At 62.0% G+C, this 24,842-nt stretch carries 22 protein-coding genes and 1 tRNA gene; 13 read left to right on the top strand and 10 right to left on the bottom strand.

The features are described from left to right. The first annotated feature begins 30 nt into the window (after positions 1 to 30). From ACOOFN_RS01580 to ACOOFN_RS01565, 4 genes are all read left to right on the top strand, one after another. Positions 31 to 600 carry a TIGR02594 family protein gene (locus ACOOFN_RS01580; protein ID WP_420433003.1) on the top strand — a complete coding sequence of 190 codons (570 nt, stop codon included), beginning with the start codon at positions 31 to 33 and terminating at the stop codon, positions 598 to 600. Then, positions 597 to 1,034, top strand: coding sequence for a hypothetical protein (locus ACOOFN_RS01575; protein WP_420433001.1), 438 nt, complete (start codon positions 597 to 599; stop codon positions 1,032 to 1,034). Before ACOOFN_RS01580 ends, ACOOFN_RS01575 begins: the two co-directional genes overlap by 4 nt. Beyond that, on the top strand, positions 967 to 1,227 hold the full coding sequence (locus ACOOFN_RS01570; RefSeq protein ID WP_420432999.1) for a hypothetical protein: 261 nt from the start codon (positions 967 to 969) through the stop codon (positions 1,225 to 1,227). Before ACOOFN_RS01575 ends, ACOOFN_RS01570 begins: the two co-directional genes overlap by 68 nt. Before the next feature lie 535 nt (positions 1,228 to 1,762). Then, positions 1,763 to 2,047 carry a hypothetical protein gene (locus ACOOFN_RS01565; protein ID WP_420432997.1) on the top strand — a complete coding sequence of 95 codons (285 nt, stop codon included), beginning with the start codon at positions 1,763 to 1,765 and terminating at the stop codon, positions 2,045 to 2,047. 28 nt (positions 2,048 to 2,075) lie between these two features. Here ACOOFN_RS01565 and ACOOFN_RS01560 read toward each other — a convergent pair whose 3' ends face one another. The 3 genes from ACOOFN_RS01560 to ACOOFN_RS01550 form a co-directional block, all read right to left on the bottom strand. After that, positions 2,076 to 2,858 carry a S1/P1 nuclease gene (locus ACOOFN_RS01560; protein WP_420432995.1) on the bottom strand — a complete coding sequence of 261 codons (783 nt, stop codon included), beginning with the start codon at positions 2,856 to 2,858 and terminating at the stop codon, positions 2,076 to 2,078. A 104-nt stretch (positions 2,859 to 2,962) separates the two neighbouring features. Then, positions 2,963 to 4,585 carry a phosphoenolpyruvate carboxykinase gene (locus ACOOFN_RS01555; protein WP_420432993.1) on the bottom strand — a complete coding sequence of 541 codons (1,623 nt, stop codon included), beginning with the start codon at positions 4,583 to 4,585 and terminating at the stop codon, positions 2,963 to 2,965. A 149-nt stretch (positions 4,586 to 4,734) separates the two neighbouring features. Continuing rightward, entirely contained in the window at positions 4,735 to 5,619 is an 885-nt protein-coding gene (locus tag ACOOFN_RS01550) for a pirin family protein (RefSeq protein ID WP_420432991.1), read from the bottom strand. 130 nt (positions 5,620 to 5,749) lie between these two features. Between ACOOFN_RS01550 and ACOOFN_RS01545 the strand changes: the two genes are divergently transcribed. Next, positions 5,750 to 7,240: a M28 family peptidase gene (locus tag ACOOFN_RS01545; protein WP_420432989.1), complete on the top strand. Its 1,491-nt coding sequence runs from the start codon at positions 5,750 to 5,752 to the stop codon at positions 7,238 to 7,240. Positions 7,241 to 7,253: 13 nt separating this feature from the next. Here ACOOFN_RS01545 and ACOOFN_RS01540 read toward each other — a convergent pair whose 3' ends face one another. Together ACOOFN_RS01540 and ACOOFN_RS01535 are read right to left on the bottom strand one after the other, a co-directional pair. Then, positions 7,254 to 8,060 (bottom strand): hypothetical protein, encoded by an 807-nt coding sequence (locus ACOOFN_RS01540; protein ID WP_420432987.1) that lies wholly within the window; start codon positions 8,058 to 8,060, stop codon positions 7,254 to 7,256. Positions 8,061 to 8,079: 19 nt separating this feature from the next. Then, on the bottom strand, positions 8,080 to 9,009 hold the full coding sequence (locus ACOOFN_RS01535) for a hypothetical protein (RefSeq protein ID WP_420432985.1): 930 nt from the start codon (positions 9,007 to 9,009) through the stop codon (positions 8,080 to 8,082). Between the two features lie 166 nt (positions 9,010 to 9,175). Here ACOOFN_RS01535 and ACOOFN_RS01530 point away from each other — a divergent pair, with 166 nt between their 5' ends. From ACOOFN_RS01530 to ACOOFN_RS01510, 5 genes are all read left to right on the top strand, one after another. Beyond that, positions 9,176 to 10,882, top strand: a complete 1,707-nt coding sequence (locus tag ACOOFN_RS01530) for an amidase (protein ID WP_420432983.1) — start codon at positions 9,176 to 9,178, stop codon at positions 10,880 to 10,882. Further along, positions 10,879 to 11,520, top strand: a complete 642-nt coding sequence (locus ACOOFN_RS01525) for a glutathione S-transferase family protein (RefSeq protein ID WP_420432981.1) — start codon at positions 10,879 to 10,881, stop codon at positions 11,518 to 11,520. The genes ACOOFN_RS01530 and ACOOFN_RS01525 overlap by 4 nt, the downstream gene beginning before the upstream one ends. A 193-nt stretch (positions 11,521 to 11,713) precedes the next feature. Next, positions 11,714 to 14,239 carry a TonB-dependent receptor gene (locus ACOOFN_RS01520; protein ID WP_420432979.1) on the top strand — a complete coding sequence of 842 codons (2,526 nt, stop codon included), beginning with the start codon at positions 11,714 to 11,716 and terminating at the stop codon, positions 14,237 to 14,239. A gap of 121 nt (positions 14,240 to 14,360) precedes the next feature. Beyond that, complete coding sequence (locus ACOOFN_RS01515; RefSeq protein WP_420432977.1) at positions 14,361 to 15,398, top strand: hypothetical protein; 1,038 nt, start codon at positions 14,361 to 14,363, stop codon at positions 15,396 to 15,398. Then, the gene (locus ACOOFN_RS01510; protein WP_420432975.1) at positions 15,399 to 15,929 is read left to right on the top strand and encodes a helix-hairpin-helix domain-containing protein; all 531 of its coding nucleotides are present in this window, start codon (positions 15,399 to 15,401) and stop codon (positions 15,927 to 15,929) included. On the opposite strand, the gene ACOOFN_RS01505 is transcribed toward ACOOFN_RS01510, so the two are convergent. The 3 genes from ACOOFN_RS01505 to ACOOFN_RS01495 are packed head-to-tail and all read right to left on the bottom strand — an operon-like array spanning position 15,926 to position 19,883. Next, positions 15,926 to 16,393: a CC0125/CC1285 family lipoprotein gene (locus ACOOFN_RS01505; RefSeq protein WP_420432973.1), complete on the bottom strand. Its 468-nt coding sequence runs from the start codon at positions 16,391 to 16,393 to the stop codon at positions 15,926 to 15,928. The genes ACOOFN_RS01510 and ACOOFN_RS01505 overlap by 4 nt on opposite strands. Positions 16,394 to 16,395: 2 nt before the next feature. Then, on the bottom strand, positions 16,396 to 18,537 hold the full coding sequence (gene scpA / locus ACOOFN_RS01500) for a methylmalonyl-CoA mutase (RefSeq protein ID WP_420432971.1): 2,142 nt from the start codon (positions 18,535 to 18,537) through the stop codon (positions 16,396 to 16,398). Then, a complete protein-coding gene (locus tag ACOOFN_RS01495; protein WP_420432969.1) occupies positions 18,534 to 19,883 on the bottom strand; it encodes a methylmalonyl-CoA mutase family protein in 1,350 nt (449 codons plus the stop codon). Before ACOOFN_RS01495 ends, scpA begins: the two co-directional genes overlap by 4 nt. A gap of 142 nt (positions 19,884 to 20,025) precedes the next feature. Here ACOOFN_RS01495 and ACOOFN_RS01490 point away from each other — a divergent pair, with 142 nt between their 5' ends. Together ACOOFN_RS01490 and ACOOFN_RS01485 are read left to right on the top strand one after the other, a co-directional pair. After that, on the top strand, positions 20,026 to 21,666 hold the full coding sequence (locus tag ACOOFN_RS01490; RefSeq protein WP_420432967.1) for a DUF2793 domain-containing protein: 1,641 nt from the start codon (positions 20,026 to 20,028) through the stop codon (positions 21,664 to 21,666). A 24-nt stretch (positions 21,667 to 21,690) separates the two neighbouring features. Further along, entirely contained in the window at positions 21,691 to 22,197 is a 507-nt protein-coding gene (locus ACOOFN_RS01485; protein WP_420432965.1) for a hypothetical protein, read from the top strand. Here the strand turns inward: ACOOFN_RS01485 and ACOOFN_RS01480 are convergent. Next, positions 22,194 to 23,207 carry an alpha/beta fold hydrolase gene (locus ACOOFN_RS01480; protein WP_420432963.1) on the bottom strand — a complete coding sequence of 338 codons (1,014 nt, stop codon included), beginning with the start codon at positions 23,205 to 23,207 and terminating at the stop codon, positions 22,194 to 22,196. The two genes, ACOOFN_RS01485 and ACOOFN_RS01480, sit on opposite strands and share 4 nt — an antisense overlap. A gap of 7 nt (positions 23,208 to 23,214) precedes the next feature. Beyond that, positions 23,215 to 23,289 (bottom strand) — tRNA-Thr (locus tag ACOOFN_RS01475). A 284-nt stretch (positions 23,290 to 23,573) separates the two neighbouring features. Between ACOOFN_RS01475 and murA the strand changes: the two genes are divergently transcribed. Next, positions 23,574 to 24,833, top strand: a complete 1,260-nt coding sequence (gene murA, locus ACOOFN_RS01470; protein ID WP_420432961.1) for a UDP-N-acetylglucosamine 1-carboxyvinyltransferase — start codon at positions 23,574 to 23,576, stop codon at positions 24,831 to 24,833. Positions 24,834 to 24,842: the final 9 nt, after the last annotated feature.

Genomic DNA, 24,842 nt, shown 5'->3' with positions numbered 1-24,842 from the left:
CGGGTTTTTTCATGCTCGAAGGAACCGACCATGACTTACGATCTCCCGCCCGCCTATGCGTTCCTCGCCGACGAACCGGCGCCACGCATGCTGCTCGAGGCGCTGCGCCTATACGGCACGCTGGAAGCGCCGGGCAAGCGCGACAACCCCGTGATACTCGCCTGGGCCGATGAGCTGGCGAAAGTACCGGGTCTCGCTTGGCTGGGATCCTGGTACGAAGAGGATTCGATTCCGTGGTGTGGCCTGTTCATGGGTATCGTCGCGCACCGCGCCGGCAAGCCCGTCCAGGGCGATCTGCTGGCGGCGCGCGGATGGCTGGACTGGGGCAATGCGGTCGACGGCGAGCCCGTCCTTGGCGATGTCCTGGTGTTCTGGCGCGGCAGCCGCCACGGGCGCTCTGGCCATGTCGGCCTCTATGTCGGCGAAGATGCGGAACACTACCACGTCCTGGGCGGCAACCAGAGCGACGCGGTCACGATCACGCGGATCTCGAAGGCGCGCCTCCTGGCGGCGCGGAACCTCTATCGCTACGCCCAGCCCGACAATTGCCGGCGGATCGAGATCGCTGCGGATGGCGATGTCTCGGAGAATGAGGCGTGACGATTCCCGGCCTGTCACTGCTGACGAGCTGGAAGGCAATGGCGGGCGTGGCTGTGCTATCGTCGGTGCTGTCGGCCTGGGCGACCCAGAAGATCGTCAACAACGCCTGGGAGGCGCGCCAGCTCAACGCCGTGGTCGCCTATGCCGAGCACCGCGACAAGCAGGTCCAGACGCTGCTGGCCAATCAGGGCCGGCTGAGCGATCGCAATGTTGCGCTCGAGGCCAGCCTGGCCGAGGAGCAGCGCGCCGACGACGGCCTGTTCGAAACCTTGCGCCGTGAAAGGGAAGCCGATGACAATCCGGTTCTTGATATGCCTCTGCCTGACTCCAGTGTTGACCGGGTGCGCTGCGCTTGGCGACCTTCAGATGCCGTTTGCCGGCGACGATCCGATTCCGGAACAAACGCTCGAGGTTCCGCCGCGCCTCCTGATTGAACGCGAGGTCGAGCCGGAGCCGCCGCTGTTCAGGGGCGACGACGTCGAGCGCCTCGAGGCGACAGCGACTTGGGCGGCGGGCCAATACCGGCCGTTGGCGCGCGATTACAACGCGCTGGTCTGCATCGTCCGCGATTATCTCGACGGCCCGGAGACGGTGGCGGTCTGTCTGGGCGGGGCTGTCGCCGAATAACGCAAAATTTCTCGGGAATTTTCCGATAATGTTTAGTCGTATCGTTCGCGACTAGAAACCGCGGCGATTCCCAAAGGCATTCGATCGAGATCTCGGTGCGCGTCGGACAGTCGCTGCACCGGGCGTTTCGGCGTAGCCGGGCCGTCTCCCGGACCTCCCATTCCGACCGAGTGCCTTCCCATGCCGCCGTCGGGGCCGGAACGCGTCGATCGACGGTGCGGCCGCAGCGCCGGCACGACAGCCGGTGTGCAATCATCGTCACCGGAATGGCGGCAAGTTCAGCGCGAACGCCACGGTCAGATAGATCCACGCCGCAACGGCTGCGGCGAGGCCGATCGCACAGCCCGACCAGGCATTGTTGGGATCCGAGCGGTTCATGGCCGCCGAAGCTAGACCGTGGCGATAACCGGCATCAAGTTGCAGGATCGACCAAATCCAGCCCCCGCACCCAAAAAAGCCCCGGTCATTGGCCGGGGCTTTTCCTATTCCCGCCACATTGCGCTAGCATGATCACCGAGCGGACAGGGAGGATTTCATGACTTTTGAAGCCATCGACTGGCGCCGCTGGTGGCGCGTACCGGCGCTTCTGGGCGCCGCGACGGTCCTGCTCGTACCGCTGATCGCCATGCAGTTTACCGACGAGGTGGTATGGGACAGCACCGATTTCGCCGTCATGGGCGCGATGCTGCTGGCATTACTCCTCGCCGTCGAGGCGATTACCCGCCTGATGCGCGGAAAATGGGCGCTGGCCGCCGGTGGGCTGGCCGTGCTGGCCTTCCTCGCGGTCTGGGCCGAGCTCGCGGTCGGGATTTTCGACTAGCCGGGGACTATTCCCGTCGGGAGCGTGCCTACTCGGTGTCGCCGTCGAACAGCGCGTTGAAATAAGCTGCCATCCGCACCCCGCCCTGGGACAGGCGCTGGCGCATCGTCGCGCGGTGCTCGAATACATAGCCCCATTGCAGTTCGGCATCATCCGGGTAGAGCGAGGGGCGGATCGCGACGCTCTCCGCGATCCAGACCTGCGGATCCGGCTCCATCCATTCCTGCGCCTGCGCCGGCGTGATGCGGCGTGTCAGCCAGTCCGTCATCTCCGTGTAGGAGAGCTGCTCGTAATCGACCATATTCTCGTCCCAGGCGAGATGCAGCGTCGTGACATCGTCGAAGAAGACAACGGTGACGTCATTGCCGCCGCGATCGGTCCCGTTGCCGGCATGGAAGGGCTGGTGCAGATCGCCGATGATGTGGACGATGAAGCGCAGCGCGCGCTGGCGTTCCGCCAGCGGCAGGCTCTCATCGGTCACGATTTGCGAGAAACGTTGCAGCGCGGTGTAGGCATCGCCTTCTTCCGGCGCATTGGCCGGATCGTACACCGTGCCCTCGGGCACTGTCACATAGTGATAGGGACCGGCTTCGCGCCAGAATTCCTCGCTGCTGGAGCGCATGAAGTCCGGCCAGTTCGAGGCCTCGGCGAGATCCTCGACACCGAGAATGTCCTCGATTGCGGCGCGCGCTTCCTCGCTCAGGTATTGCTCGGCGATTGCGCCGGTGACGCGGTGTCCGGTCTTGCCCCAGCCGAAGGCGGGGGCGGTAACGGCGAGGAGAGCGGAAGCGGCTGCGAGGATTTTTCTCATGGGTCGACTTCTAGGCGATCTCTGTGAGCGTTGTATGACAAGTGGAAACCGCCGCGCAGTCGATGAGACCGAACGACGATTGTCTCCGATGCATCGGCGGGCTGCTATTCGGCGACGGCGACGCGGATATCGTTGAGGCGCGGCGCTGCAGCGCGAACGTAAGGTGCAACATGGTCCTCGAACTTGGCAAAATTCGTGATGAACATATCAGCGAGCTTGGACGCCTGCGCATCATAGGCTGCCGGGTTGGACCAGGTGGCACGCGGATCAAGGATATTCGCATCCACGCCCGGCACGGCGGTCGGAACCATGAAACCGAAATTGGGGTCTTCGCGGAAGGTCGCGTTGTTAAGCGTGCCGTCCAGCGCCGCGTTCAAGAGACTGCGTGTTGCCTTGATAGGCATGCGGCGGCCTTCGCCATAAGCGCCGCCGGTCCAGCCGGTATTGACCAGCCAGCAATCGACTCCGTGTTCGGCAATCAATTCGCGAAGTAGCGCGCCATATTCGGCGGGGTGGCGCGGCATGAAGGGCGCGCCGAAACAGGCGGAGAAAGTCGCCGTCGGCTCGGTCACACCCTTTTCAGTGCCGGCAACCTTGGCGGTATAGCCGGACAGGAAGTGGTACATGGCCTGGGCCGGGGTCAGCTTGGCGATCGGCGGCATGATGCCGAACGCGTCGCAGGTCAGCATGATCAAGTTCTTGGGCTGCCCACACCGACCAGTATCGGACGCGTTCGGGATCGCGTCGATCGGATAGGCGCCGCGGCTGTTTTCCGCTAGCGACGCGTCGTCAAGATCGAGCTCTCGCGTCACCGGGTCCATCACGACGTTTTCCAGCACCGTGCCCCAGCGTTGCGTGGTGGCATGGATCTCCGGCTCGGCCTCCGGGCACAGCCGGATCATCTTGGCATAACAGCCGCCCTCGAAATTGAAGAGCCCGTTCTCTGACCAGCCATGCTCGTCATCGCCGACCAGCGTGCGGTTGGCATCGGCCGACAGCGTTGTCTTTCCCGTGCCTGACAGGCCGAAGAAGATCGCTGCGTTCTCGCCATCCGTATTGACCGAGCAGTGCATCGGCATGATGCCCTTGGCCGGAAGCAGATAATTGAGAATAGTGAACACCGACTTCTTGGTTTCGCCGGCATATGAGGTGCCGCCGATCAGCACCATCTTACGCGCGAAATCGACCGCAATGACGGTTTCGCTGCGACAGCCATGGCGGGCCGGATCGGCCTTGAAGCTGGGCAAGTTGACGATCGTGAATTCCGGATTGAATCCTGCCAGCTCGCTGATTTCCGGACGGCGAAGCAAGTGCCGGATGAAGAGCGAATGCCAAGCATATTCAGTAACTACGCGGACGGGCAGGCGGTGATCAAGATCGGCGCCGCCGAATAGGTCCTGCACAAACAATTCCTTGTCCGCCATGTGGGCCCGGAAATCGTCCCAAATTGCAGCGAACTGATCAGACGTGATCGACGCATTGGTTTCCCACCAGACCGTGTCCTCGGTGGTTTCGTCGCGGACCGTGAACTTGTCCTTGGCAGACCTGCCGGTGTGTTGCCCGGTCTTCACGACTAGGGCGCCGCCTTTTGCGACTTCCCCCTCTCCGCGACGGATGGCTTCCTCGTAAAGGGCGGCCTCATTCCAATTGTGTTGCAGTGTGCCGGTCTGGGTCACGCCCAGATAGTTCAGGACACCCGTGCTACGGTCATTCGCCTGTTCGAACATGAACCCCCCGGTTGAAGGAACCCGCATATTTGCGTGATTCTTTCCGATCTGTTGCGCGTGGTAGCCGGTTAGGTGTCCTCACTACGGGACCCGGGCGCCGGCATCAAGTCTATTCTCCCGGTGCAACTGCAGGGCCAAATCAAGTTTTATTACGACGGTAGCGGTATGTGCTCGGACTCGTCTGGCGGCAAAGCAAAAACGCTGGTTTTGAAGCCCGCGTCAGCGGAACTCTGCCAATCCTGTTTGGCCTTCTCGATCCTGTCCCGGCGGCTCGATACGAAATTCCAGAAAATGTGCCGGTCTCCAGCGAGAGGCGTGCCGCCGCACATCATAAGGCGTGCTGCCTTGACCGTGCGGACCCCGATGGACGCTTCGTTGTCGAGTACAATCATCTCTCCTTCACCGAACAACAGACCGTCAATCTCGATCTCGCCGCTGACCACATAAACAGCGCGTTCTTCGTGTTCGTCTGTGAGCTTGAAAATCGAGCCGGCTTCGGTTTCGGCATGCAGATAGAAAATGGGTGAGAAAACCTGGACCGGGGAGGTTTCGCCATAGGCGTTCCCGAGAACCAATCGCATCCACACACCATCGCGCTCGATCACCGGCAAATCGTCGGATCTGTGATGATGAAACGAGGGGGGCGATTCTTCGTCCTCTACCGGCAAGGCGACCCAGGTCTGGATGCCGTGAAGGTCATGGCCCGCAGCCCGCGCGGCATCGCCGGTCCGCTCGGAATGCACGATCCCCCTGCCAGCGGTCATCCAGTTTACATCGCCGGGCAGGATCGTCTGGTGAACACCCAGAGAGTCGCGATGATCCATTTCACCGTCGAACAGATAGGTAACTGTCGCCAGGCCGATATGCGGGTGAGGGCGGACATCAACGCCGTGGCCGGGCGCAAACGTCGACGGACCCATGTGGTCAAAAAAGATGAACGGGCCGACGAGCCGTTTTTTAGCCACCGGAATGAGGCGTCGAACAGAAAATCCGCCAAGCTCTTTTTCCCGGCCGGAAATCGTCATTTCGATCATGTCATCGTGCTCCTCTCACCTCGGTCCGATATAAGCCGTTTTTCGCCAGAATGAACATGTCGGTACAACTTGAGGCGGGTAAGGGCGCAGGCTAGCTTCCGCGGCGACAACGTTTTCGGGGAGTTCCGGCATGTTCTTTCGTATCGCATCTGCAATCGCACTCATGGCGTCGGTCCCGGCGTTCGCATTCCAGAACGACCTAATCAGTGACGGCGAAGCAGGAACCGCGCGCCAGCTGATGGAGATGGCTGCCGAGTCCGATACTGGGTACGAAATCGTGCGGTCGTTGACGACCGAAGTCGGGCCACGGCTCGGCGGCTCGCAGCAGGAGGCGCGGGCACGGGACTGGGCCGTGCAGATGTTCACCGAACTCGGCTTCTCGAATGTCCGCATCGAATCTTTCGAAATGCCGTTCTGGAATCGTGGTCCGATCAGCGCGGCGATTGTCGCGCCTTTCCCGCAACCCATGTTGGCGTCCGCGCTCGGTGGCTCGGCGGCGACACCCCAAGGCGGTCTCAATGCCGAAATCGTCTTTTTCGACAGCTACACCGCACTGCGTGATTTCGACGGTTCGCTCGAGGGACGGATCGCTTTTGTCAATGACCGCATGATCAGAGCCCAGACCGGCGCCGGTTACGGTCCGGCCAATGACAAGCGTCGCTACGCTTGGCTCGAGGCCGAGGCCCGCGGCGCCAGCGGTGTCATGATCCGCTCGGTCGGCACCGATTCGCATCGCTTTCCGCACACTGGCATGATCAGTACGCCACGTACCGATACCGTTGCCGGAGGTGCGCATTCGCAGATCGCTGTCGACTACCTAGAGCAGGAACACCCGGATTTCACCGAGCGCCGTGTCTGGTCTTCCATTCCGGCCGTCGCGCTGTCAGCGCCGGACGCCGACCAGATTGAACGTATTCACCAGTCCGGCGAGACCGTTCGGGTCAGCCTGTCGGTTGTTGCGGGATGGCGTGGCAACCGCCAGTCAGGCAATGTCGTGGCCGAAATTCCTGGCCGCGAGCAACCCGAGGAAATCGTGCTCATCGGCGCGCATCTCGATAGCTGGGACGAAGCCACCGGTGCCGTTGATGACGGCGCGGGCGTCGGCATCGTGACTGCGGCAGCGCACATGATTGACCGATTGCCGCGCGCGCCGAGACGCACCATTCGCGTCGTATTGTTCGGCGCCGAAGAGGTCGGATTGCTGGGTGCTTTTGCCTATGCCCGCGAGAATGCCGAAGAGGTCGGCAATATTGTGATGGCATCGGAATCCGATTTCGGCGCCGGGCGGGTTTGGTCGCTCACCTCCGGTACCAGCGAGGACGGCACGCAATTCCTGGATCAGGCGCAGCAGATCATTGCGCCGCTCGGTATTATTCGCGGCAGCCGCGCATCGCGCGGGGGCGGCCCGGACATCATACCGCTGGCAGCTCAGGACGTTCCGGTTTTTCGCCTGTCTCAGGATGGCACCGACTATTTCGACCTGCACCACACGCCCGACGACACTTTCGACAAGATCGACCCGGAAGCGTTGGCGCAGAATGTTGCAGCTTGGGCGGCCATCACCTGGTTGATTGCCGAGACCGATGTCGAATTCCGGACGTTGCCGGAAGATAACGAGTAGACGGGTTTGCTCGTCAGGACAGCGCGCTGGTGGGCAATGATCGCCAGCTGACTGCGACGCCGAGCTGGTTGAATATCTGTGTCCAGTAGGTCCTGAGCGGGCCGTTCTGGTCAGCTTCCCAGCCCGCACGCTCGATCAGGTGAATTTCAAGCGAAACACCGGCAAGGGCACTGCCGTATTGATTGCGGATCGCCTGAACAGTCGAATCCGCCCGCGGCAGCCGGTCAAGCAGCGCCCCTTCGCTACGCCCGTACACAGAAAAGACGTCGGAATTCTGCAGCATGTCGCTGACCAGAACGATCCGCCGACCAGGCACCGTAGCCGACATGGAGGTTTCCTGCGTCAGTTCGGCGAGCGCCTCGAGTATCGGGCTTTGCGGCGCATCTTTCGGTTCCACCAGATCAGACAGGGCCTGCTGCAGCGGCGCATCGAAAAGTGACTCATAACGCGTCTGAATCCGCTCTGGATTGCGATACAAGGGATTGACCTGTTCGCCGCTCCCAGGATTGCAAAGGGAGAACTCATTCGTATCGGCAAGCCGTCCGGTCTCATCGAGTTCAAACAGCGACAGGCGTTCGCCAACAGTGAGATTGTCACGTTCCGAAAGGATGATCCGTCGGATCGCAGCGGTCTGTTGCTGGGAATAAAGGTCGGTTTTGTCGATAATCACCACGCGATGCGGTGGAATGATGCCGGCGATGCAAAGCGTATCGGCATCATATTCTGCAGGTCGCAAGGTGAGGGCGAAATAACTCACCGCCGCGATCACGCCTGCTACGATGATCAGATTGAATACGCCAAGAAGATCGCGGCCGCTCATGCTTCACCCCCCTGCCGGATCAACGCGGCTGCGCTGATCCGAAATCTTCCGCCATCTCCATCAAGAGGAGCTGCGCTTCCGCAATCTGCTCTTCAGGAGAGTTGCGGCCGCCAGCCGCCTTCTTGACCACGCGGTTGAGTTCGCGTGCCGAGCGTTCGGCGCGGCGTTGAACAACGCCAAAACCCGGAATGGCATCGTCGAATGTGCGCCCCTTGTAGGCGGCGATAATGGCAAAGGTCAGTCCCAGTGTCAGTAACAGATACGCTTCCAGTGTCTGGAAGGCGAAGGGATCGGCAAACAGATGTTGTATCGGCGCGATCAATTCACCCGTTACTTCGGTTCCACCGAGCGCCAGCGTGGCGGCATGGATTTCCAGCAGATCCCGGTAGTGCGCCGCCGCGAGATTGAGCACGACGATGAAGGCGATCGCCAATGGCAGGCCTGCGGCCGCGGCAAAGAATGACCAGCGTTTTTGAGGGTTCGTCAGATGGCGCAGACAAAGGAAACCGATCACGAAGAATGCCGTGATGACATTCACGAATGAAACCGTGATCGCCTGCAGCCAGCCGCCCAGCAGGCCCAGATCCGAGCTGCCGGCGAAGAAGTAGGCATTGGCCAGGCCTTCGAACAGCACCAGCGCCGCTAGCACCGAAAATGTGAGAATGTGGGAATCCGGATAGATCGCCGAGCGCTCAATCGCCTTGCCGGAATCCTCGGCCTTCTCCTTGGAGATGGGATCGTCGAATGCCCAGCCGCAAGTTCTGCGAAAGGCTTTCAGATTCTCGAAATCACGCCGCGCCCGCGACAGCGAAAACTGCAGATCGAAATCCTGAATGTGCGCACCGCTCGCGAAGGTGTCGCCATTCAGCGCCTGCACGCGGTCGCTCTTCTCGCTCTGCGGGTTGTAGAACTGGCGACTCGCCACCGGATTGATATTGTTTGCAGCCATGATTTCCCCCAAGGAATTCGAATTGGACAGCCCGCGCCGAAACCGGCGGATGAACGTCGTTAACCATGAAATGTGGCAGATTGCGGCGGCAATGCGGGCTGAATTGGGGTCATTTGATGGGCAGCAGGCATGAACTGTTTATGCTGGGTTCATGAAGGAGCGGGCCATGAAGACGACGAGACGCAATGTACTGGGGGGATTGGCATTGGCCGGTGGCGCGCTGGCCACCGCCGGGAAGGCTTCGGCCCAGGACCGCCTGACCGCCGAACAGCTGGCCTGCGCCGACGATCTGTTGGGAGTCGACTACAGCGCGGACGAGATCGAGCAGATGGCGATCGGCCTCGACGATTGGGCCGCGAACATGGCGCGCCTGCGTGCCATCGAGCAGCCGAATACGCTGCAACCTGCATCGGTGTTCGATCCCCGGCAGCCCGGCGTAACGTATGACATTCCGGACGGCGGTGTGAGCTTGCCGCCTGCGGCCTTGCCTCCGCTGCCTCGTTCCGCCGTCGATATCGCCTTTGCACCCTGCTGGCAGCAGGCAGGCTGGTTGCGCGCGGGAACCCTGAGCTCGCGCCAGCTGACCGAGATTTATCTATCCCGCATCGAGGCCCATGCCGGTCGCCTTGAATGCTTCATCACGGTTACGGCGGACCGCGCGCTGCAGGACGCCGAACGTGCCGATGCCGCCTTTGTGCGCGGCGAGATCGTCAGCGTGCTGCAGGGTCTGCCCTACGCCATGAAGGACATCATCGATGTCGCCGGCATTCCCAGCACCTGGGGCGCCACGCCGTATCGCGACCGCGTCGCCAGCGAAAATGCACATATTGCCAATGCTTTGGGCCAGGCGGGCGCGGTTCTGCTCGGAAAGTCGACCAATGGGGCGATCGCCTACAATGATCTCTGGTTCGACGGGCTCACGCGCAATCCTTGGAATCCGTCGGAAGGTTCCTCCGGGTCGAGCGCTGGATCAGCCGCGGCAGTTGCGGCGGGCCTTGCAAGCTTTGCGATCGGTACGGAAACTCTCGGCTCGATCGTCTCGCCATCGCATCGCTGCGGCACCACGGGCTTGCGGCCGACCTTCGGCCGCGTTTCGCGTTCCGGCGCGATGGCATTGTGCTGGTCGCTCGACAAGATCGGGCCGATTACCCGGGCGGTTGCTGACACAGCACTCGTTCTCGACGTGATCAATGGGCCCGATGTGCGGGATGCGTCTTCGCTGGACGCGGCGCTGGGGGTCGATTGGTCTGCAGATCCGTCGCAGCTGCGAGTCGGATATCTGCCGGCCGCAATGGAAAATGCCTCTGCGCCGGATCGCGCCATGCTGGAAGCTGTCAGGGCAATCGGTTGCGAGACCGTGCCACTGGCATTGCCCGATTGGCCCTATGGCGCGCTGGGCGCAGTGGTCGAAGTCGAGGCTGCCGCGGCATTCGAGGAATTGACGCTGTCCGGGCGCGACGATGAGCTGCGATGGCAGGAGGCGCGCGCTTGGCCCAATACCTGGCGGCGCGCCCGTTTTCGGTCCGCCGTCGACTACATTAATGTCGATCGTTTCCGGCGTGAGGTCTGCGGGGCCATGCACGACCTCTTCGATCAGTGTGACGTGATCGTCGGACCGAATTTTGCCGCGGGCATGCTGTTGATCTCGAATTTCACGGGCCATCCCAGTCTTGTCTTGCGCACCGGATTTACGGAGCGCGCCCTCAACCCGCTGACCGCGAGCGGCCAGCAGGCCGGGGATGAGCAATTCCGAATGCCCTATGCGTCCAGCCTGTGGGCACCTCTCTTTCGCGAGGACCGCCTTGTCCTTCTTGGCCGCGCACTCGAATCCCGCCTCGATGTTGCAAGCGAACGACCGGAGCTTTTTTCATGATGCAGGACCATGTCTTTTACGATTGCACGACGGCGCCGAGCCCGCGGCGCGCGCGTATGTTCCTGGTCGAAAAGGGCCTGACTGTTCCGACCGAACAGATCGATCTGCGCAAGGGTGAACAACTCGGCGACGCATTTCGGGCAATCAATCCGCGCTGCACCGTGCCAGCGCTCAAACTGCCCGATGGCACTGTCCTCGGCGACAATGCCTCAATCGCTCGGTATCTGGAGGAAATCCGGCCCGATCCGCCGCTCATGGGCCGAACACCGGTCGAAAAGGCGATCATCGCGGAGTGGAATGCAATTGCGGAGAGCGAAGGGCTTCTGGCCATTGCCGAAGTGGTGCGTAACAGCCTACCCGGTCTCAAGGGGCGGGCTTTGACGGGGCCGCGCAGTTACGACCAGATTCCCGAATTGGCCGAGCGCGGCCGCACCCGGATCGAGCAGTTTTTCGACACCCTTGATCGCCGACTCGCGAGCACGGCCTATCTCGGCGGCGAGGCGTTCTCTGTCGCGGATATCACCGCCTTCGTTGCGGTCGATTTTGCCGGTTGGGTGAAGCTGGCGCCAAATAAGAATCAGCGCGCACTCATCGCCTGGCGAAACGCCTTGGCCGAGAGGCCGAGCGCCCGCGCCTGACGCCGCGTTGATGTGACATTGCTGCAACGATGGCAGCGAAAATGCCGCGTTTTGCGGCTAGGCCCGCAATTTGCAACCGCTCCCAATCAAACACCATCTTTTGCAGCCGCGGGAAATGGGACAAACTTGCGTTATCAAAAGCGGCAAACGTCCGCAGACAGAACTGGCTTCGCCAGGACCGGGAGGAATACCTATGAAGATCACGAGCCGTGCAGTCCTTATGGCTGCCGTAGCCGCCGGGGCATTGACCGCGCCGGCTTTCGCCCAGGAGCGTCAGACCGTCGACGTTATCACCGTGACCGCGCAGAAGCGGGAACAGGGCATTCAGGACGTGCCCGTGGCCGTGACGGCGTACACTGCCGAACTGCTGCAAAATTCAGGCGTTCGGGACATCCGCGATCTCGCGGTTATTGCCCCCGGTCTGAACGTGACCTCGACGTCGAGCGAATATTCGACGACGGCCCGGATCCGCGGCGTCGGTACCGTGGGTGACAACCCCGGCCTCGAATCGTCAGTCGGGATCGTGATAGATGGCGTGCCGCGTGCCCGGAATGGCGTCAGTTTTGGCGACCTCGGCGAGATCGAGCGCATCGAAGTGCTGCGCGGTCCGCAGGGAACGCTGTTCGGCGCCAACACCTCGGCCGGTATCATCAATATCGTGACCGCACCGCCTGAGTTCGAATTCGGCGCATCTCTGGAAGCAACCTATCTGACCGATGGTGCTGACGGATACCGGATTGCCGGCAGCGTGACGGGACCGATTGTCGAAGATCAGGCCGCGTTTCGCCTGTATGCTGCATCGGGCGATCGCGACGGTTTCCAGACGGTCCAGACATTTGGCGGACCGCGCACCGAAACCGAGGACAATGATCAGGACTTCTGGACCATCCGCGGTTCAATCCTGTTCGATCTCGGCGGTCGTGGCGACTTGACGATTCAAGGCGATTTCACCAGCCGTGACGAGAATTGCTGTGGTGCGCCGAGCATCGTCTCCGGCCCGACAGCAGGCGCTATCAACTTCCTGCAACCGGGCGGACGTCCGTTGCCGGGTGCCGAAGACCCGTTCAGCCGGGTCATCCAGTCCAACCGCCCGACAACGCAGGATATCGAGGATGGCGGATTCCAGTTTGAATATGTCTATGAATTCGACAATTTCGAACTGACAGCCATCGGCTCAACCCGCGACTACGAAATCGTTTCGGGCCAAGATACCGATTTCACCGGTGCCGACATCGTATTCCGGGACCCGGCGCTGAACTCGTTCGAGTTCGGCAATTCGACCTTCGAATTGCGGGCCCAGGGTGAAACCGACCGCCTCGACTGGCTCGTGGGTGTGTTCTTCTCGAACGAAGAGCTCGTTCGCCGTGATGCCATTCAGTACGGCTCTGACTTCGAAGCCTATCTCGGTCTGATTGGCGGCGGTAACCCGGTATTGGTGACGACACTTGCCAACGGTCTGGGTGGCGCTTTCATTCCCGGCTACACACCGCTGGCTCCGGGGCAGGGCTTCCCGGCCGGCAGTGCGAACTCCGGCGGCGACCGGTATGAGCAGGATGGCCAGAACTTTGGCATCTTTACGCACAATACCTTCGCCATTGGCGAGAACACCGACCTGACCTTTGGTCTGCGCTGGAACAGCACGGAGAAGGACGCCACGGCGAACTTCTCGCCGTCCAATGCGCCCGCCTGTGACGTCTGGGAGGCGGTCTTCGGCGAAGCACTCGACTTCTCGACGGCGCAGAACCAGGCCATCCTCGCCGGATTCTCGGCAGGAAGCGGCGTTCCTGTTCCCAGCCTGATCCAGTTCGGCACGTTTACCTGCCTGCCGAGCGCACGGGATGCCTATTCTAACATCAATTTCAATGAGTCGCTTTCCGAAGACGAGCTGACTGGCCTGATCTCGCTGTCGCACCGCTTCAACGACGACTTCCTGATGTACGGAACCTACTCGCGCGGCTACAAGGCCGGCGGCTTCAATCTCGATCGTTTCACGCAGGCTGGCTCGACGGCCGTTGATTTTACCGCCGTTTTGGCGGGAACCAGCCCGTATCCGGCGCAGTTCGATCCGGAGATCGTGAATTCGTATGAAATCGGCTTCAAGACCGAAGCCCTGAATGACACGCTTCTGGCCAACCTCTACCTCTTCTATTCGGATTTCGAGAGCTTCCAGTTGAACACCTTCAACGGTCTGGCGTTCTTCGTGACATCTCTGAACAATGGCGCGGTCACGCAAGGTGCCGAATTCGAGCTGTTGTGGTTCCCGGAGAACGTTCCGGGCCTGACCCTTCAGGGTGGCGTGACCTATGCCGACGCGACCTATAACAGCTTTGCCGCGACCGGCACGCCCGATGTCGACCGCTTGTCCGGCCAGAACTTCTCGCTGGCTCCGGAATGGTATACGTCCGGCTCGATCAGTTACGTGCGGCCGTTCGGCGACAACATGCAATGGCTGGCTCATCTGAGCGGCCGTTACCTGTCGGAGCAGAATACCGGTTCCGACCTCGATCCCGAGAAAGTCCAGGACGGCTATGCGGTGTTCAATGCCCGCGTTGGCATCGGTGCCGAGGACGAAAGCTGGTCGCTTGAGCTCTTCGCCAACAATCTGTTCGACGAAGACTATGTCCAGGTTGCGTTCGACGGGCCGTTCCAGCCGGGGTCCTTCAACGCCTTCCTCGGACAACCGCGGATGGTCGGGCTGACACTGCGCGCGCGCCGCTAGCCCGGTCTACATGCAAATAAAAGGGCCGGAGTTTCGCTCCGGCCCTTTTTCTTTGCCGCCGAATCGTCATCTTGGATAGGATAAGATTTGCGATAGCGTGTCGCGCAAGATCGAGTGTGCCATGACCCCAACCCGCCGGACATTTATGATCGGACTGGCCGTATTCCTGCTCTTCGCAGTTTTCGTCACGGCGTGGAGTCCCGTCGCGCCGCACATGCTGCAGCGCCGGTTGCAGGATGCCGTGGATGTCGCTTTGAATGACCAGTCGTTCAACTGGGCAAGAGCCTCGGTGGACGGTCAGGTGGCAACGTTGCGTGGTCGTTGGCCCGATGAAGGCGTCCACGAGGCGGCAATCGAAGCGATCTACAATGCCGAATGGACGGGCGGCCGGCTGGCCGGCGGCATTACCCGGGTAATTGACGAGTCCGTCGCTCAGGAGGGAGAGGCGCCGAGCCAGCTGATTGCGGTTCTGACCGGCGGTTCGCTGGAATTGTCGGGCATCGCACCAAGCGAGACTGCGCGCGACGATATTAGCGGTCTCGCGAATGTCCTGTTTCCGGCCCGCGCCGCCGTGCGCATGTCGGTGCGCGAGAATGACGGCGAAGGCGCCGGATGGAGCGAAGCAGCCTCGCAACTCCTGTCGGCGCTATCGCGTCTCGATCAAAGTGCCGGTCGGCTGAATGGCGACACCATCGTGATTTATGGACTGACCGGAAATCATCAGCAGGCCGAAAGTGCGATGTCGGCGATCCAGGCCGCGCCCGCCGACTACCACACGATCGCCTGGATCAGAACGGATTCCGGAACCGTGGGCGAGATAGCAACGATTGGTGATTGCGCGCATCTATTCGAGACCGCTGCCATGCTGGGCCGCTTGCGTTTCAATCCCGGCAGTGCAGGTCTTGCGGCCAGTGCCGAACAGACCCTTTCTCACCTCGCTTCGATCGCGCAGGCTTGTCCGGCCAGCGGCGTGACGGTTTCCGTCCGCCCCGTCGTAGCCGGAGATGCCGACGCCGAGGCACTGGCGATGGCGCGTGGTGTATCCATCCGCAGCGTGCTTGAATCCCAATCCATCGACCCGGCGGACGTGGAAATTGTGGTGAATGCAGATCAGGACCGGCTGGTGATCATATCGCCGCGAACTCGAGGAGACCGCTAGATGCTTTGGTTGATCTGGCAGATATGGATATTCCTGTTTATCGCCTTTGGATTGGGCTTGGGCCTGGGATGGCGCCTGTGGTCGGCGTCCGGTGAGACCGGGAAGGCCTTGCAGGATGCGCAGGAACAGATCGGACGCTTGCAACGCGAGAATGACAGCCTGACGCGGCTGGTCGCGCAGCGCCAGGCTGACAGCGAAACTGCTGGCCGGGCGAAGCCTGCGGTCGCAGCGCGGTCGTCGTCTGCGAAAGCCGCATCGGAACCTGTGAAGACGGGAGCCGTCAGGAAGGCGTCCGCAGCAAAACCGAAACCGGCGGCAAAGGCCAAGCCGGCCAAGCCGGACGATTTGACCGAGCTCAAGGGGCTGGGACCGAAAGCCGCGGAAGCATTGAAAGCCGGTGGGGTCACCACATTCGCCCAGATCGCAGCCTGGTCGAAAAAGGACATTGCCGCCTGGGACGAAAAACTGACCGCTCGCGGCCGGATCACGCGCGACGATTGGGTCGGTCAGGCCAAGGCAAAAACCGGCTAGTCCTGCCAGCGCAAGACCTCGCGCGCATCATAACTTTGGGGATTATCCGGCCGCGGGCCGCGGCCGATAACAATTTCCAGGAAGACGGTCTTGTCGCCGGCGCCGGGATTGAGCCGCACGCCAAGTCCCACGCTCGACCCGGAAAACCGGCTATTGCCAAAGGTCTGACCCACTGACCCACCCACGGAGACGGGCCGCTGGTCATCGCCATCGTTTGCGCGTGACACAACCAGGAACCAGTCGCCACCGCGTTCAAGGGTTAAATCGGCGGCCCGGCGAAAAGCCAGATCTTCCAGCTCACGGAGGGAGACATCTGCGCCGCCATCAAAACGGATCCGAAACCGGTTTTCTTCGATCTGCTGATCTGAGTAGCCGCGATTGCCGCCATTGGCGGGCGCATAGAGTGTGGGTCCGCCGGCACAGGCGCCGACAAGCAGGGCAGTGCAGATGATCAATATTCGCATTCTCAGGCCTCCTGGCTGGTGATTGCGACCTCCATCCGGTTCAATAAGTCCAACGCGCTGTCGGCGATCACGGTTCCCGGCGGAAAAACGGCCGCGGCCCCCATTTGCCGAAGAACAGCGACATCGTCCGGCGGTACGACGCCGCCGACAATCACCAGCATGTCTTCGCGTCCGCGGTCACGCAAGGCATTGCGCAATTCGGGCAGGAGGGTGAGGTGGCCGGCCGCCAGCGAGGACATGGCTGCGGCGTGGACATTCTCGGCGTCCGCGAGTTCGGCCGCTTCTTCCGGCGTCTGGAAAAGCGGACCGATGACCACGTCCCAGCCCATGTCGGCAAAGGCGGTCGCCACAACCTTCTGGCCCCGGTCGTGCCCATCCTGTCCCAGCTTGGCGATCAGGATCTTGGGTTTCTTGCCGGTTCGTGTAACGAACGCTTCGGCGGCGGCCTTGGCGGAAGCGATCTTCTCGTCTGCGCCCGCCTCGTCGGCATAGACGCCCTTGATCACCCGGATCTCGGCCTTGTGCCGGTTGAAGACCTTTTCCAGCGCTGACGAAATCTCGCCCACCGTCGCCTTGGCGCGGGCGGCATCGATTGCCAGGGCCAGCAAATTGCCGCCATTCTGAGCGCCTTCAGTCAGCGCGTCTAGGCGCGCTTCGACTTCGCTTGCATCGCGTTCGCGGCGCAGCCGGATGAGCTTGTCTTCCTGCTCCTTGCGGACCTGGTAATTGTCGACCTTGAGGACCGGCACGTCTTCGTCTTCGTCGAGACCGAACTTGTTGACGCCGGCAATTGTCTGCTGGCCGGAATCGATCCGCGCCTGGGTGCGGGCTGCCGCTTCCTCGATCCGCAGCTTGGGCGTGCCTTCGGAAATTGCTTTCGCCATACCACCGAGCGCGTCCACCTCGCGAATGTGGTCGAGCGCCCGCGCAGCGAGATCCTGGGTCAGGCTTTCAACGAAATATGAGCCGCCCCACGGGTCTATGGCATCGATCAGCCGGCTTTCCTCGGCCAGCACGAGCTGGGTGTTGCGCGCAATCCGTGCCGAGAAATCGGTCGGCAGCGCCAGCGCCTCATCCAGCGAATTGGTGTGCAGGGACTGGGTGTGGCCGTCGATCGCCGCGATCGCCTCGAGCGTCGTGCGCCCGACATTGTTGAACACGTCCTGCGCGGTCAGCGACCAGCCCGAGGTCTGGCAGTGTGTCCGCAGGCAGATCGACTTGTCGGATTTCGGCGCGAACCGGTCCTTCACCAGTCCTGCCCACAGCAGCCGCGCTGCGCGCAGCTTGGCGATCTCCATGAAAACATTCATGCCGATGCCGAAAAAGAATGAGAGGCGCGGCGCGAACGCGTCGACATCAAGCCCTGCCGCGACCCCGGTGCGGATATATTCGAGCCCGTCGGCGATCGTGTAGGCGAGCTCCAGATCGGCCGGCGCCCCGGCTTCCTGCATGTGATAGCCGGAGATCGAGATCGAATTGAAACGCGGCATGTTCTCCGCCGTATAGGCGAAGATGTCGGCGATGATCCGCATCGACGGCTTGGGCGGGTAGATATAGGTGTTGCGGACCATGAACTCCTTCAGGATGTCGTTCTGGATCGTCCCGGTCAGCTTCTCCGGCGAAACACCCTGTTCCTCGGCGGCGACGATGTAGAGCGCCATCACCGGCAACACTGCGCCGTTCATGGTCATCGACACGCTCATCTCGTCGAGCGGAATGCCATCGAACAATTCGCGCATGTCGTAGATCGAATCGATGGCCACGCCGGCCATGCCGACATCGCCGGCGACGCGCGGATGATCGCTGTCATAGCCGCGGTGGGTCGCCAGATCGAATGCGACCGATAGGCCTTTCTGCCCGGCCGCCAGATTGCGCCGGTAGAAGGCATTGGAATCGCGCGCCGTCGAGAAGCCGGCATATTGCCGGATCGTCCACGGACGCTGCAGGAACATGGTCGGGTAGGGACCGCGAACAAACGGTGCAGCGCCGGGAAGGGTGCCGGCCAGTTGGTCGGATCGGTTCTCTGGCCCGTACTGTTGACGGATGGCAATACCTTCCGGGGATTGCCAGGCTGGCTCGCCGGTCACCGCAGCATCAGCGTCGAAGTCCAGTGCGGTCTTCGAGAAATCGATACGCTGACTCATGCCGGCTCTCCCGTATCGCAAGCGTCTTCCAATCGTACCGGCTTGAAACGGGTATCGCTCTGCGGCGGCGCCTCGCCCGGCGCAAAGCGCATGTCCCGCAGATCGGGCGCGGCGTAGCGGCTGACGCCAATGAGGGCGCGTGTTCCCTTCGCATAAATGTCGAGCAATTCACAGCGCGCGTCCGCGATATCGCAGACAAAGCCTGATCCCGGCACCATCGCGGAAAAGCCGCCATCCGCCTCGATCTGCTGGAAACATTGCCAGGCTTTCCGGGCCAGCTCCGCGGTCAGTGTCTCGTGTAGGTAAGAGCCGGCGGCGACATCGCTGACCACTCCGGTATGCGATTCTTCCTGCAGCAGAACGTGCAGATTGCGCGCCACGCGCCGGGCAAGCCGATCGGGTCGGCCCAGCACCTGGGTCGCCGGCAAAATCGTCATGACATCGGCGCCGCCTACCGCCCCGGCAAAGCCGGCAGCCGACAGCCGTATCAGATTGGTCCACGGGTCCTTGCGCGTCATCATTCTGCCGCTTGTGATTGCCCGCATCCTCACGTCCGCATCGACATCATAGGCCCTGGCGATCTGGCCCAGGACGACACGGGCCGCGCGCAACTTGCAGATCGAAAGGTGAATATCGGCATCGACCGCGAACAGGACCTCGCTTTGTGCGACGGCCGACGCGGCACTGCCGCCTTGCTCGACGAACTGGCCGATGATTTCCGCGAACCCCGCGGCGGCATAGGCGATTTCCTGCACCTCGCTCCCGCCGCTTTCGTGAATGCAGCGCGCATCGACAGAGGTCACGGTCCATCCGGAATAGTCATTGGCTAGCGGCACCGCGTCGGGATGATCCGGCGCGAGGCCCAGTCCGCCGCTGTCAGCGCCGAAATCGCTCAGCTTCGCAGCCAGTGCAGCGCGGTCGGCGACACTGGCGGGTTCGATATGAACCGGTGCAATGGACAAATCGACACCGGCGAGTGCGGCGCCAAGTTCGTCAGCTGATGTGATCGCGGCCCCCCATTTGCCGTCCGGATCAATCAGCATTCCGATCTCCGAAACACCGCCCATCAAGTCCGTCAGGATGGCCGTGTTCGCGTCTTTGGTGTCCGCCTCGGCAAAAACCTGCCGGATTTGCCAGGGGAGGTGGTGATTGCGAGGACCCGACGCGGCCGATGCCTTTTCTGGCGCGTCGAAGAACACCGGACCGCGTGGAATCCCGTCAGCCGTGCGACGCACCAGAACTTCATCGAAGTCAGCCCCGCGCAGCGCCTTTTCGGCGAGCTGCCGCCAGGCCGCTTCATCACCAAAGGTCATGTCCTCGATCAACGCGTGGAGATCGTCATGCATCCTTGCGATTCCTGTTTCCTCGATGGTGCGCGAGAAAAGGCATCCCGCTGCCACAGGTCAAGAGCCAGATACGAGGATAGGCCGTTCCCGCGTCCACGCACACCCGCCTGCGCATAGGCTGTTGCGGTGCAAGGAGAACAGCATGTCGACGCAATCCACGCCCCGGCTCGGTCTCGACTATGTGCTCGCCGCGCAGGCGCAAAAACATGTGACGGTAAACGAGAGCCTTCGGCGGCTCGACGCGCTGGTGCAAACGACGGTCATTAGCCGGTCAACCGACGCCCAACCCGGCTCGCCAGCCGACGGCGATGCTTACATTCTCACGGCGCAGGCGGCCGGAGCGGAATGGGAGCTGATGGCCGCAGACGGGCTGACCATCTATCGCGATGCGGAGTGGTCGGAAATCACACCTCGATCCGGCTGGCGCGTTTGGGTCGAGGACGAGCAGGTGCTCATGGTGTTTGCCGAAGGGGACTGGGTACGGTTCACGGACAGCATCGATGAATTGCAGGATCTGCAATCGCTCGGGCTCGGAACGTCAGCGGATGCAGCCAATCCCTTTTCCGCCAAGTTGAATGGGGCTTTGTGGACGGCCCTGACGAGCGGCGAGGGCGGCAATGGCGACCTGCGATGCAGCCTGAACAAGGAAGCCGCTGGCAAGGTGCTCTCCCTCATTTTCCAGTCTGCTTATTCCGGCCGCGCCGAAATGGGCCTCCTTGGCGATGACGATTTTTGTCTCAAGTTGAGCAGCGACGGGTCCGCCTGGCAGGAAGTGCTGCGCGCTCGCCCGGACCGGTTTCTGATCCAGAGTAGCGCCGGACTTGCGGTGAGCGCCATCAACGGCACGGCACCATCAGTGCGGCGCAACCGCATCATCAATGGCGACTTTGGTATAGCGCAGCGAGGCGACAGTTTTGTTGCCGCCTCATCTGGGGACCGCCTTCTGGATTTGTGGAAACTGGCGAGCGCCGGCGGAATGACCGTCGATGTCGCACGGAGAGCATTCGCGCCAGGGCAGAATGATGTGCCCGGCTCACCGAGCAATTACCTCGAATGGGCACTGGACGGCACAGCGGCCGGCTATCCGGCGATCGAACAACGCATCGAGGGGGTGGATTGCTTGCCCGAAGGGACGGCTATCTTGTCCCTATACGCGTCGGCCTCGCGCCCGGTATCGATGACGGCGACGTTCCGACGGCATTTTGGCGCGGGTGGGTCGTCGAGTGATGTGTTGGTGCAGCAGACGCTCTCGCTGACCACATCCTGGTCGCGCCAAACTGTCGTTGTTCCGGTCGCGAGCCTCGACGGAAAGACGCTGGGCGACAATCACAGCCTCGCGCTGGAATTCAATCTTCAGAATGGCGAGGCGGCGGTCGACATCGCGCTCGCGGATATCCAGCTTGAACCCGGAGATGTCGCATCGCCCTTCGAGCGCCTGTCGCATGCCGAGAACCTGCAGCGATGCCAGCGTTATTTCGCGAAAACCTATTTCCACGACACGGCACCCGGGAGCACGACGATGACCGGCGCCCTGCGATCTGCAACCAGTGGCCCGGGCGACACGGCGATATTCGATTGGCGACTGCCGGTCGCAATGCGCGCAGCGCCGACGGTGACGGTCTATTCGCCACAGACCGGCGCCGCAGGGGTGATCGATGCAGCGGGTACCGATCTCGCGGCGAACGTCCTGTCGGGTTCGGAGGTTGCGGTGGCGATCCAGAGCGTCGCGCATTCCGGTCTCGACCTTGCCGCGGCCCACATCGCGGCGAGTGCCGAATTCTGAAGACTACGAAAAGGAACCAACGCCATGGACTTCATCGATATCGGTGCATCAGCCGTATCTGGCGGATTGCTGGGTACGCTTGGAACCGCGCTGGGTCGTGTCACGGGCTATTTCGAGCGCCGCGCCGAAAATACGCAGGAGCGGCAGCGCTGGGCCCACGAATTGCGGCTCGAGCAAGTCCGCGGTCAGCAATCCCGCGAGGCGGCCAGTACCGAACACAGGGCCGAAATTGAAGCCGCGCGCTACGCCGCGCTCGAGGAAAGCCTGCGCAGCGATGCCGGCCTTGAAGCTGGTTTCGGGTGGGTGTCGGCGGTGCGCGCACTGGTACGCCCGGTCCTGACGCCGTTCCTCTGGCTGCTCTATCTCGTCGTTTTCTTCACAGTCATGTCCGGTGCTGCCGACGAGTTTCTTGTTGCGGGCGCGGAAAGCGAATTCGTTTCGTACTTCATCGCCAACATCGCGTTCACCGCCAGCGCAGCAACGCTGTGGTGGTTTGGCGATCGTGCCCGCCCGCGTTTGCCGCGCCTCTAGGCCGGTTCAGCCAAACGGGCGACAGCCGTCCGGAAAGCCGGATGGACCGCTTCAGTCATGGCGTGACCATTGTGCGCGACAAGTGACAGGCGCGCGTGCGGGCAGGTCGCATGCAGGCGAAACGCCGCTTGCGGCGGACAGACGACATCGTAACGGCTCTGCACGATTTCCAGCGGGATAGCGTCAAGCCGGCCGGCATTACGAATCAGCTGATCCGCTTCCAGAAAGCACCGGTTCGCAAAATAGTGCGCCTCGATCAGCGAGTGGCACGCCACGAATGCCGCACCGCGCGCCGCCAGTGACTGGCGCACGCCATCGGGCGTGGATTCCAGCCAGGAGATGCGTTCTTCGTATTCCGTCCAGCGATAAAGCAGGGATTGGCGCAGGCCATCCAGCGTACCGGTGGGCGCTTCCAGCAGTTTCAGCCCGTCCAGGCCGCGGTCGATCTCCGTCTGCATCTCGGCGAGGCAGTGTTCTAAGAACCCATGAAGACCGCTCGTCTCCGGCGCCGTGGTACCATTCAGGAAGGTCTCGAATGCATCCGGAAAGAGGTTCGGCGCACCGGGATGGCAGTGCCACCAGGCAATTTCCTCGTCAGTTGAAAGAAAAACCGCTGTGACCAGGACGCCGGTAACCGATTCCGGATGTGTTTCGGCATAGGCGAGGGCAAGCGTAGAGCCCCAGGATGCTCCGGCGACAATCCAGCGCTCCATTTCACACATCTGCCGCAAGCGTTCGATGTCGGCTATCAGGTGCTGGGTCGAATTGTTCTCGAGCGAGAATTTCGGCGTCGACCGGCCGCATCCGCGCTGGTCGAACAGCAGCACGTCGAACCGCTCCGGATCAAAAAAGCACCGGTGCGCCGCCGTACAGCCCGATCCCGGACCGCCATGCAGCCAGACCAGCGGTATGCCGCCGCGCTTACCGCAGCGCTCCCAATAGATTTGATGACCGTCACCGGTCTCGAGCGTACCGCTCGCATAGGGTTCGATGTCCGGGAAGATCGTCATGAAGGGCTGGTGCCGCAGGGGAGAGTTGAACTCCCGACCTCATCATTACCAATGATGCGCTCTACCACTGAGCTACTGCGGCCCAAATCCATGAAGCGCGGCGTATAACCCAAGCCGCTGCGCTCGCCAAGCCTGCCTTGACGCAAAGGCGCAGCATGGGCACACGGAAGACATGCCGGGAAACGATTCAGACCAGTCATCGCGCGATAAGACACCGAAACAAACCGAGCGTGAAGCCCGGCTCGCCGCTGCGTTGCGCCGCAATCTGAGGCGGAGAAAAGCACCCGGAAAGGCTGACAAGACGCCTTGAAATGGCCATTTGGCAAGCTTGAATAATGAACAGGCGACGGGTGAAGGCGGATCTCCATGGACTCAATCAAGATACGCGGCGGAAACAAGCTGAACGGATCGGTTCCGATTTCCGGCGCCAAGAATTCGGCGCTCAAGCTGATGGTCGCGACCATCCTGACCGATGAACCGCTTGTGCTGACGCGGATGCCGGACCTCGCCGACACGCGGTTTCTGACAACTTTGCTGCAACATTTCGGGGCCGCGATCAGCCGTGACAGCAGCCGCATGCAATTGCACACGCCGAGACTCGAGAAGTCCGAGGCACCCTATGATCTGGTGCGGAAAATGCGCGCCAGCTTCAACGTGCTCGGACCATTGCTGGCTCGCAATGGCGAGGCACGCGTTTCGCTGCCGGGCGGATGCGCTATCGGCGCACGCCCCGTGGATTTGCATCTTAAGGCTTTGGAAGCGCTGGGTGCCGATATCGAGCTCAGTGAAGGCTATGTCGAGGCCAGGGCCCCCCATGGATTGCAGGGCGGACAGATAACCTTTCCTTTTGTCTCGGTCGGCGCCACGGAACACGCGATACTGGCAGCGGTCCTGGCCAAGGGCGAAACAACGCTGGAGAACGCCGCGCGGGAACCGGAGATCGTCGATCTCGCGGATTGCCTGACGTCTATGGGCGCAAAGATCGAGGGGGCAGGGAGCTCGACCATTACCATTACTGGCGTCGACCGCCTGAAGGGTACCACCCATGCCGTGGTGCCGGACCGCATCGAGACCGGGACCTACGCGCTGGCCGTGGCGACCGCCGGTGGCGACGTGCTGCTCGAGGACGCCGTCTGGAAGCACAACGAGGCCCTGTGGGACCGTCTCGCAGCGGCGGGTGTCAACGCCGCCCGTGCGGACGGCGGGATCCGCATCCGCTCTGAAAACGGCCGCCTTGCCGCGACCGACATCGAAACCCGGCCCTATCCCGGCTTCCCGACTGACGAGCAGGCGCAATTCATGGCCGCGATGTGCGTGGCTGATGGACGTTCGGTCATTCGGGAAACGATTTTCGAGAACCGCTTCATGCATGCCCCCGAGCTTATGCGCATGGGCGCGCAGATCGATCTGCGCGGCAATGAGGCCATCGTCACCGGCGTTGAGAGTCTGCGCGGCGCGCCCGTCATGGCGACGGATTTGCGCGCTTCGGTCTCGCTGGTCATTGCCGGACTGGTTGCCGCAGGTGAAACCACGATCGGTCGGGTCTATCATCTCGACAGGGGATTCGAGGGGCTCGAAGCGAAGCTCGCCGCGTGCGGAGCCGATATCGAGCGCGTCAAGGAATAGGACCGGGAT

It is taken from the genome of Hyphobacterium sp. (assembly GCF_965217055.1).
In the GTDB taxonomy this organism is placed as follows: Bacteria; Pseudomonadota; Alphaproteobacteria; order Caulobacterales; family Maricaulaceae; genus Hyphobacterium.
The sequence above is the reverse complement of the archived record's forward strand: the minus strand, read 5'-3'. Positions and strand labels throughout refer to the sequence as shown.

Coding starts and splice junctions, on each gene's coding strand:
- ACOOFN_RS01490 (WP_420432967.1), top strand. CDS start 20,026: ATGTCGACGCAATCCACGCCCCGGCTCGGTCTCGACTATGTGCTCGCC.
- ACOOFN_RS01560 (WP_420432995.1), bottom strand. CDS start 2,858: ATGAGAAAAATCCTCGCAGCCGCTTCCGCTCTCCTCGCCGTTACCGCC.
- ACOOFN_RS01505 (WP_420432973.1), bottom strand. CDS start 16,393: ATGCGAATATTGATCATCTGCACTGCCCTGCTTGTCGGCGCCTGTGCC.
- ACOOFN_RS01550 (WP_420432991.1), bottom strand. CDS start 5,619: ATGATCGAAATGACGATTTCCGGCCGGGAAAAAGAGCTTGGCGGATTT.
- ACOOFN_RS01510 (WP_420432975.1), top strand. CDS start 15,399: ATGCTTTGGTTGATCTGGCAGATATGGATATTCCTGTTTATCGCCTTT.
- ACOOFN_RS01535 (WP_420432985.1), bottom strand. CDS start 9,009: ATGGCTGCAAACAATATCAATCCGGTGGCGAGTCGCCAGTTCTACAAC.
- ACOOFN_RS01485 (WP_420432965.1), top strand. CDS start 21,691: ATGGACTTCATCGATATCGGTGCATCAGCCGTATCTGGCGGATTGCTG.
- murA (WP_420432961.1), top strand. CDS start 23,574: ATGGACTCAATCAAGATACGCGGCGGAAACAAGCTGAACGGATCGGTT.
- scpA (WP_420432971.1), bottom strand. CDS start 18,537: ATGAGTCAGCGTATCGATTTCTCGAAGACCGCACTGGACTTCGACGCT.
- ACOOFN_RS01555 (WP_420432993.1), bottom strand. CDS start 4,585: ATGTTCGAACAGGCGAATGACCGTAGCACGGGTGTCCTGAACTATCTG.
- ACOOFN_RS01495 (WP_420432969.1), bottom strand. CDS start 19,883: ATGCATGACGATCTCCACGCGTTGATCGAGGACATGACCTTTGGTGAT.
- ACOOFN_RS01540 (WP_420432987.1), bottom strand. CDS start 8,060: ATGAGCGGCCGCGATCTTCTTGGCGTATTCAATCTGATCATCGTAGCA.
- ACOOFN_RS01565 (WP_420432997.1), top strand. CDS start 1,763: ATGACTTTTGAAGCCATCGACTGGCGCCGCTGGTGGCGCGTACCGGCG.
- ACOOFN_RS01570 (WP_420432999.1), top strand. CDS start 967: ATGCCGTTTGCCGGCGACGATCCGATTCCGGAACAAACGCTCGAGGTT.
- ACOOFN_RS01480 (WP_420432963.1), bottom strand. CDS start 23,207: ATGACGATCTTCCCGGACATCGAACCCTATGCGAGCGGTACGCTCGAG.
- ACOOFN_RS01545 (WP_420432989.1), top strand. CDS start 5,750: ATGTTCTTTCGTATCGCATCTGCAATCGCACTCATGGCGTCGGTCCCG.
- ACOOFN_RS01525 (WP_420432981.1), top strand. CDS start 10,879: ATGATGCAGGACCATGTCTTTTACGATTGCACGACGGCGCCGAGCCCG.
- ACOOFN_RS01580 (WP_420433003.1), top strand. CDS start 31: ATGACTTACGATCTCCCGCCCGCCTATGCGTTCCTCGCCGACGAACCG.
- ACOOFN_RS01520 (WP_420432979.1), top strand. CDS start 11,714: ATGAAGATCACGAGCCGTGCAGTCCTTATGGCTGCCGTAGCCGCCGGG.
- ACOOFN_RS01515 (WP_420432977.1), top strand. CDS start 14,361: ATGACCCCAACCCGCCGGACATTTATGATCGGACTGGCCGTATTCCTG.
- ACOOFN_RS01530 (WP_420432983.1), top strand. CDS start 9,176: ATGAAGACGACGAGACGCAATGTACTGGGGGGATTGGCATTGGCCGGT.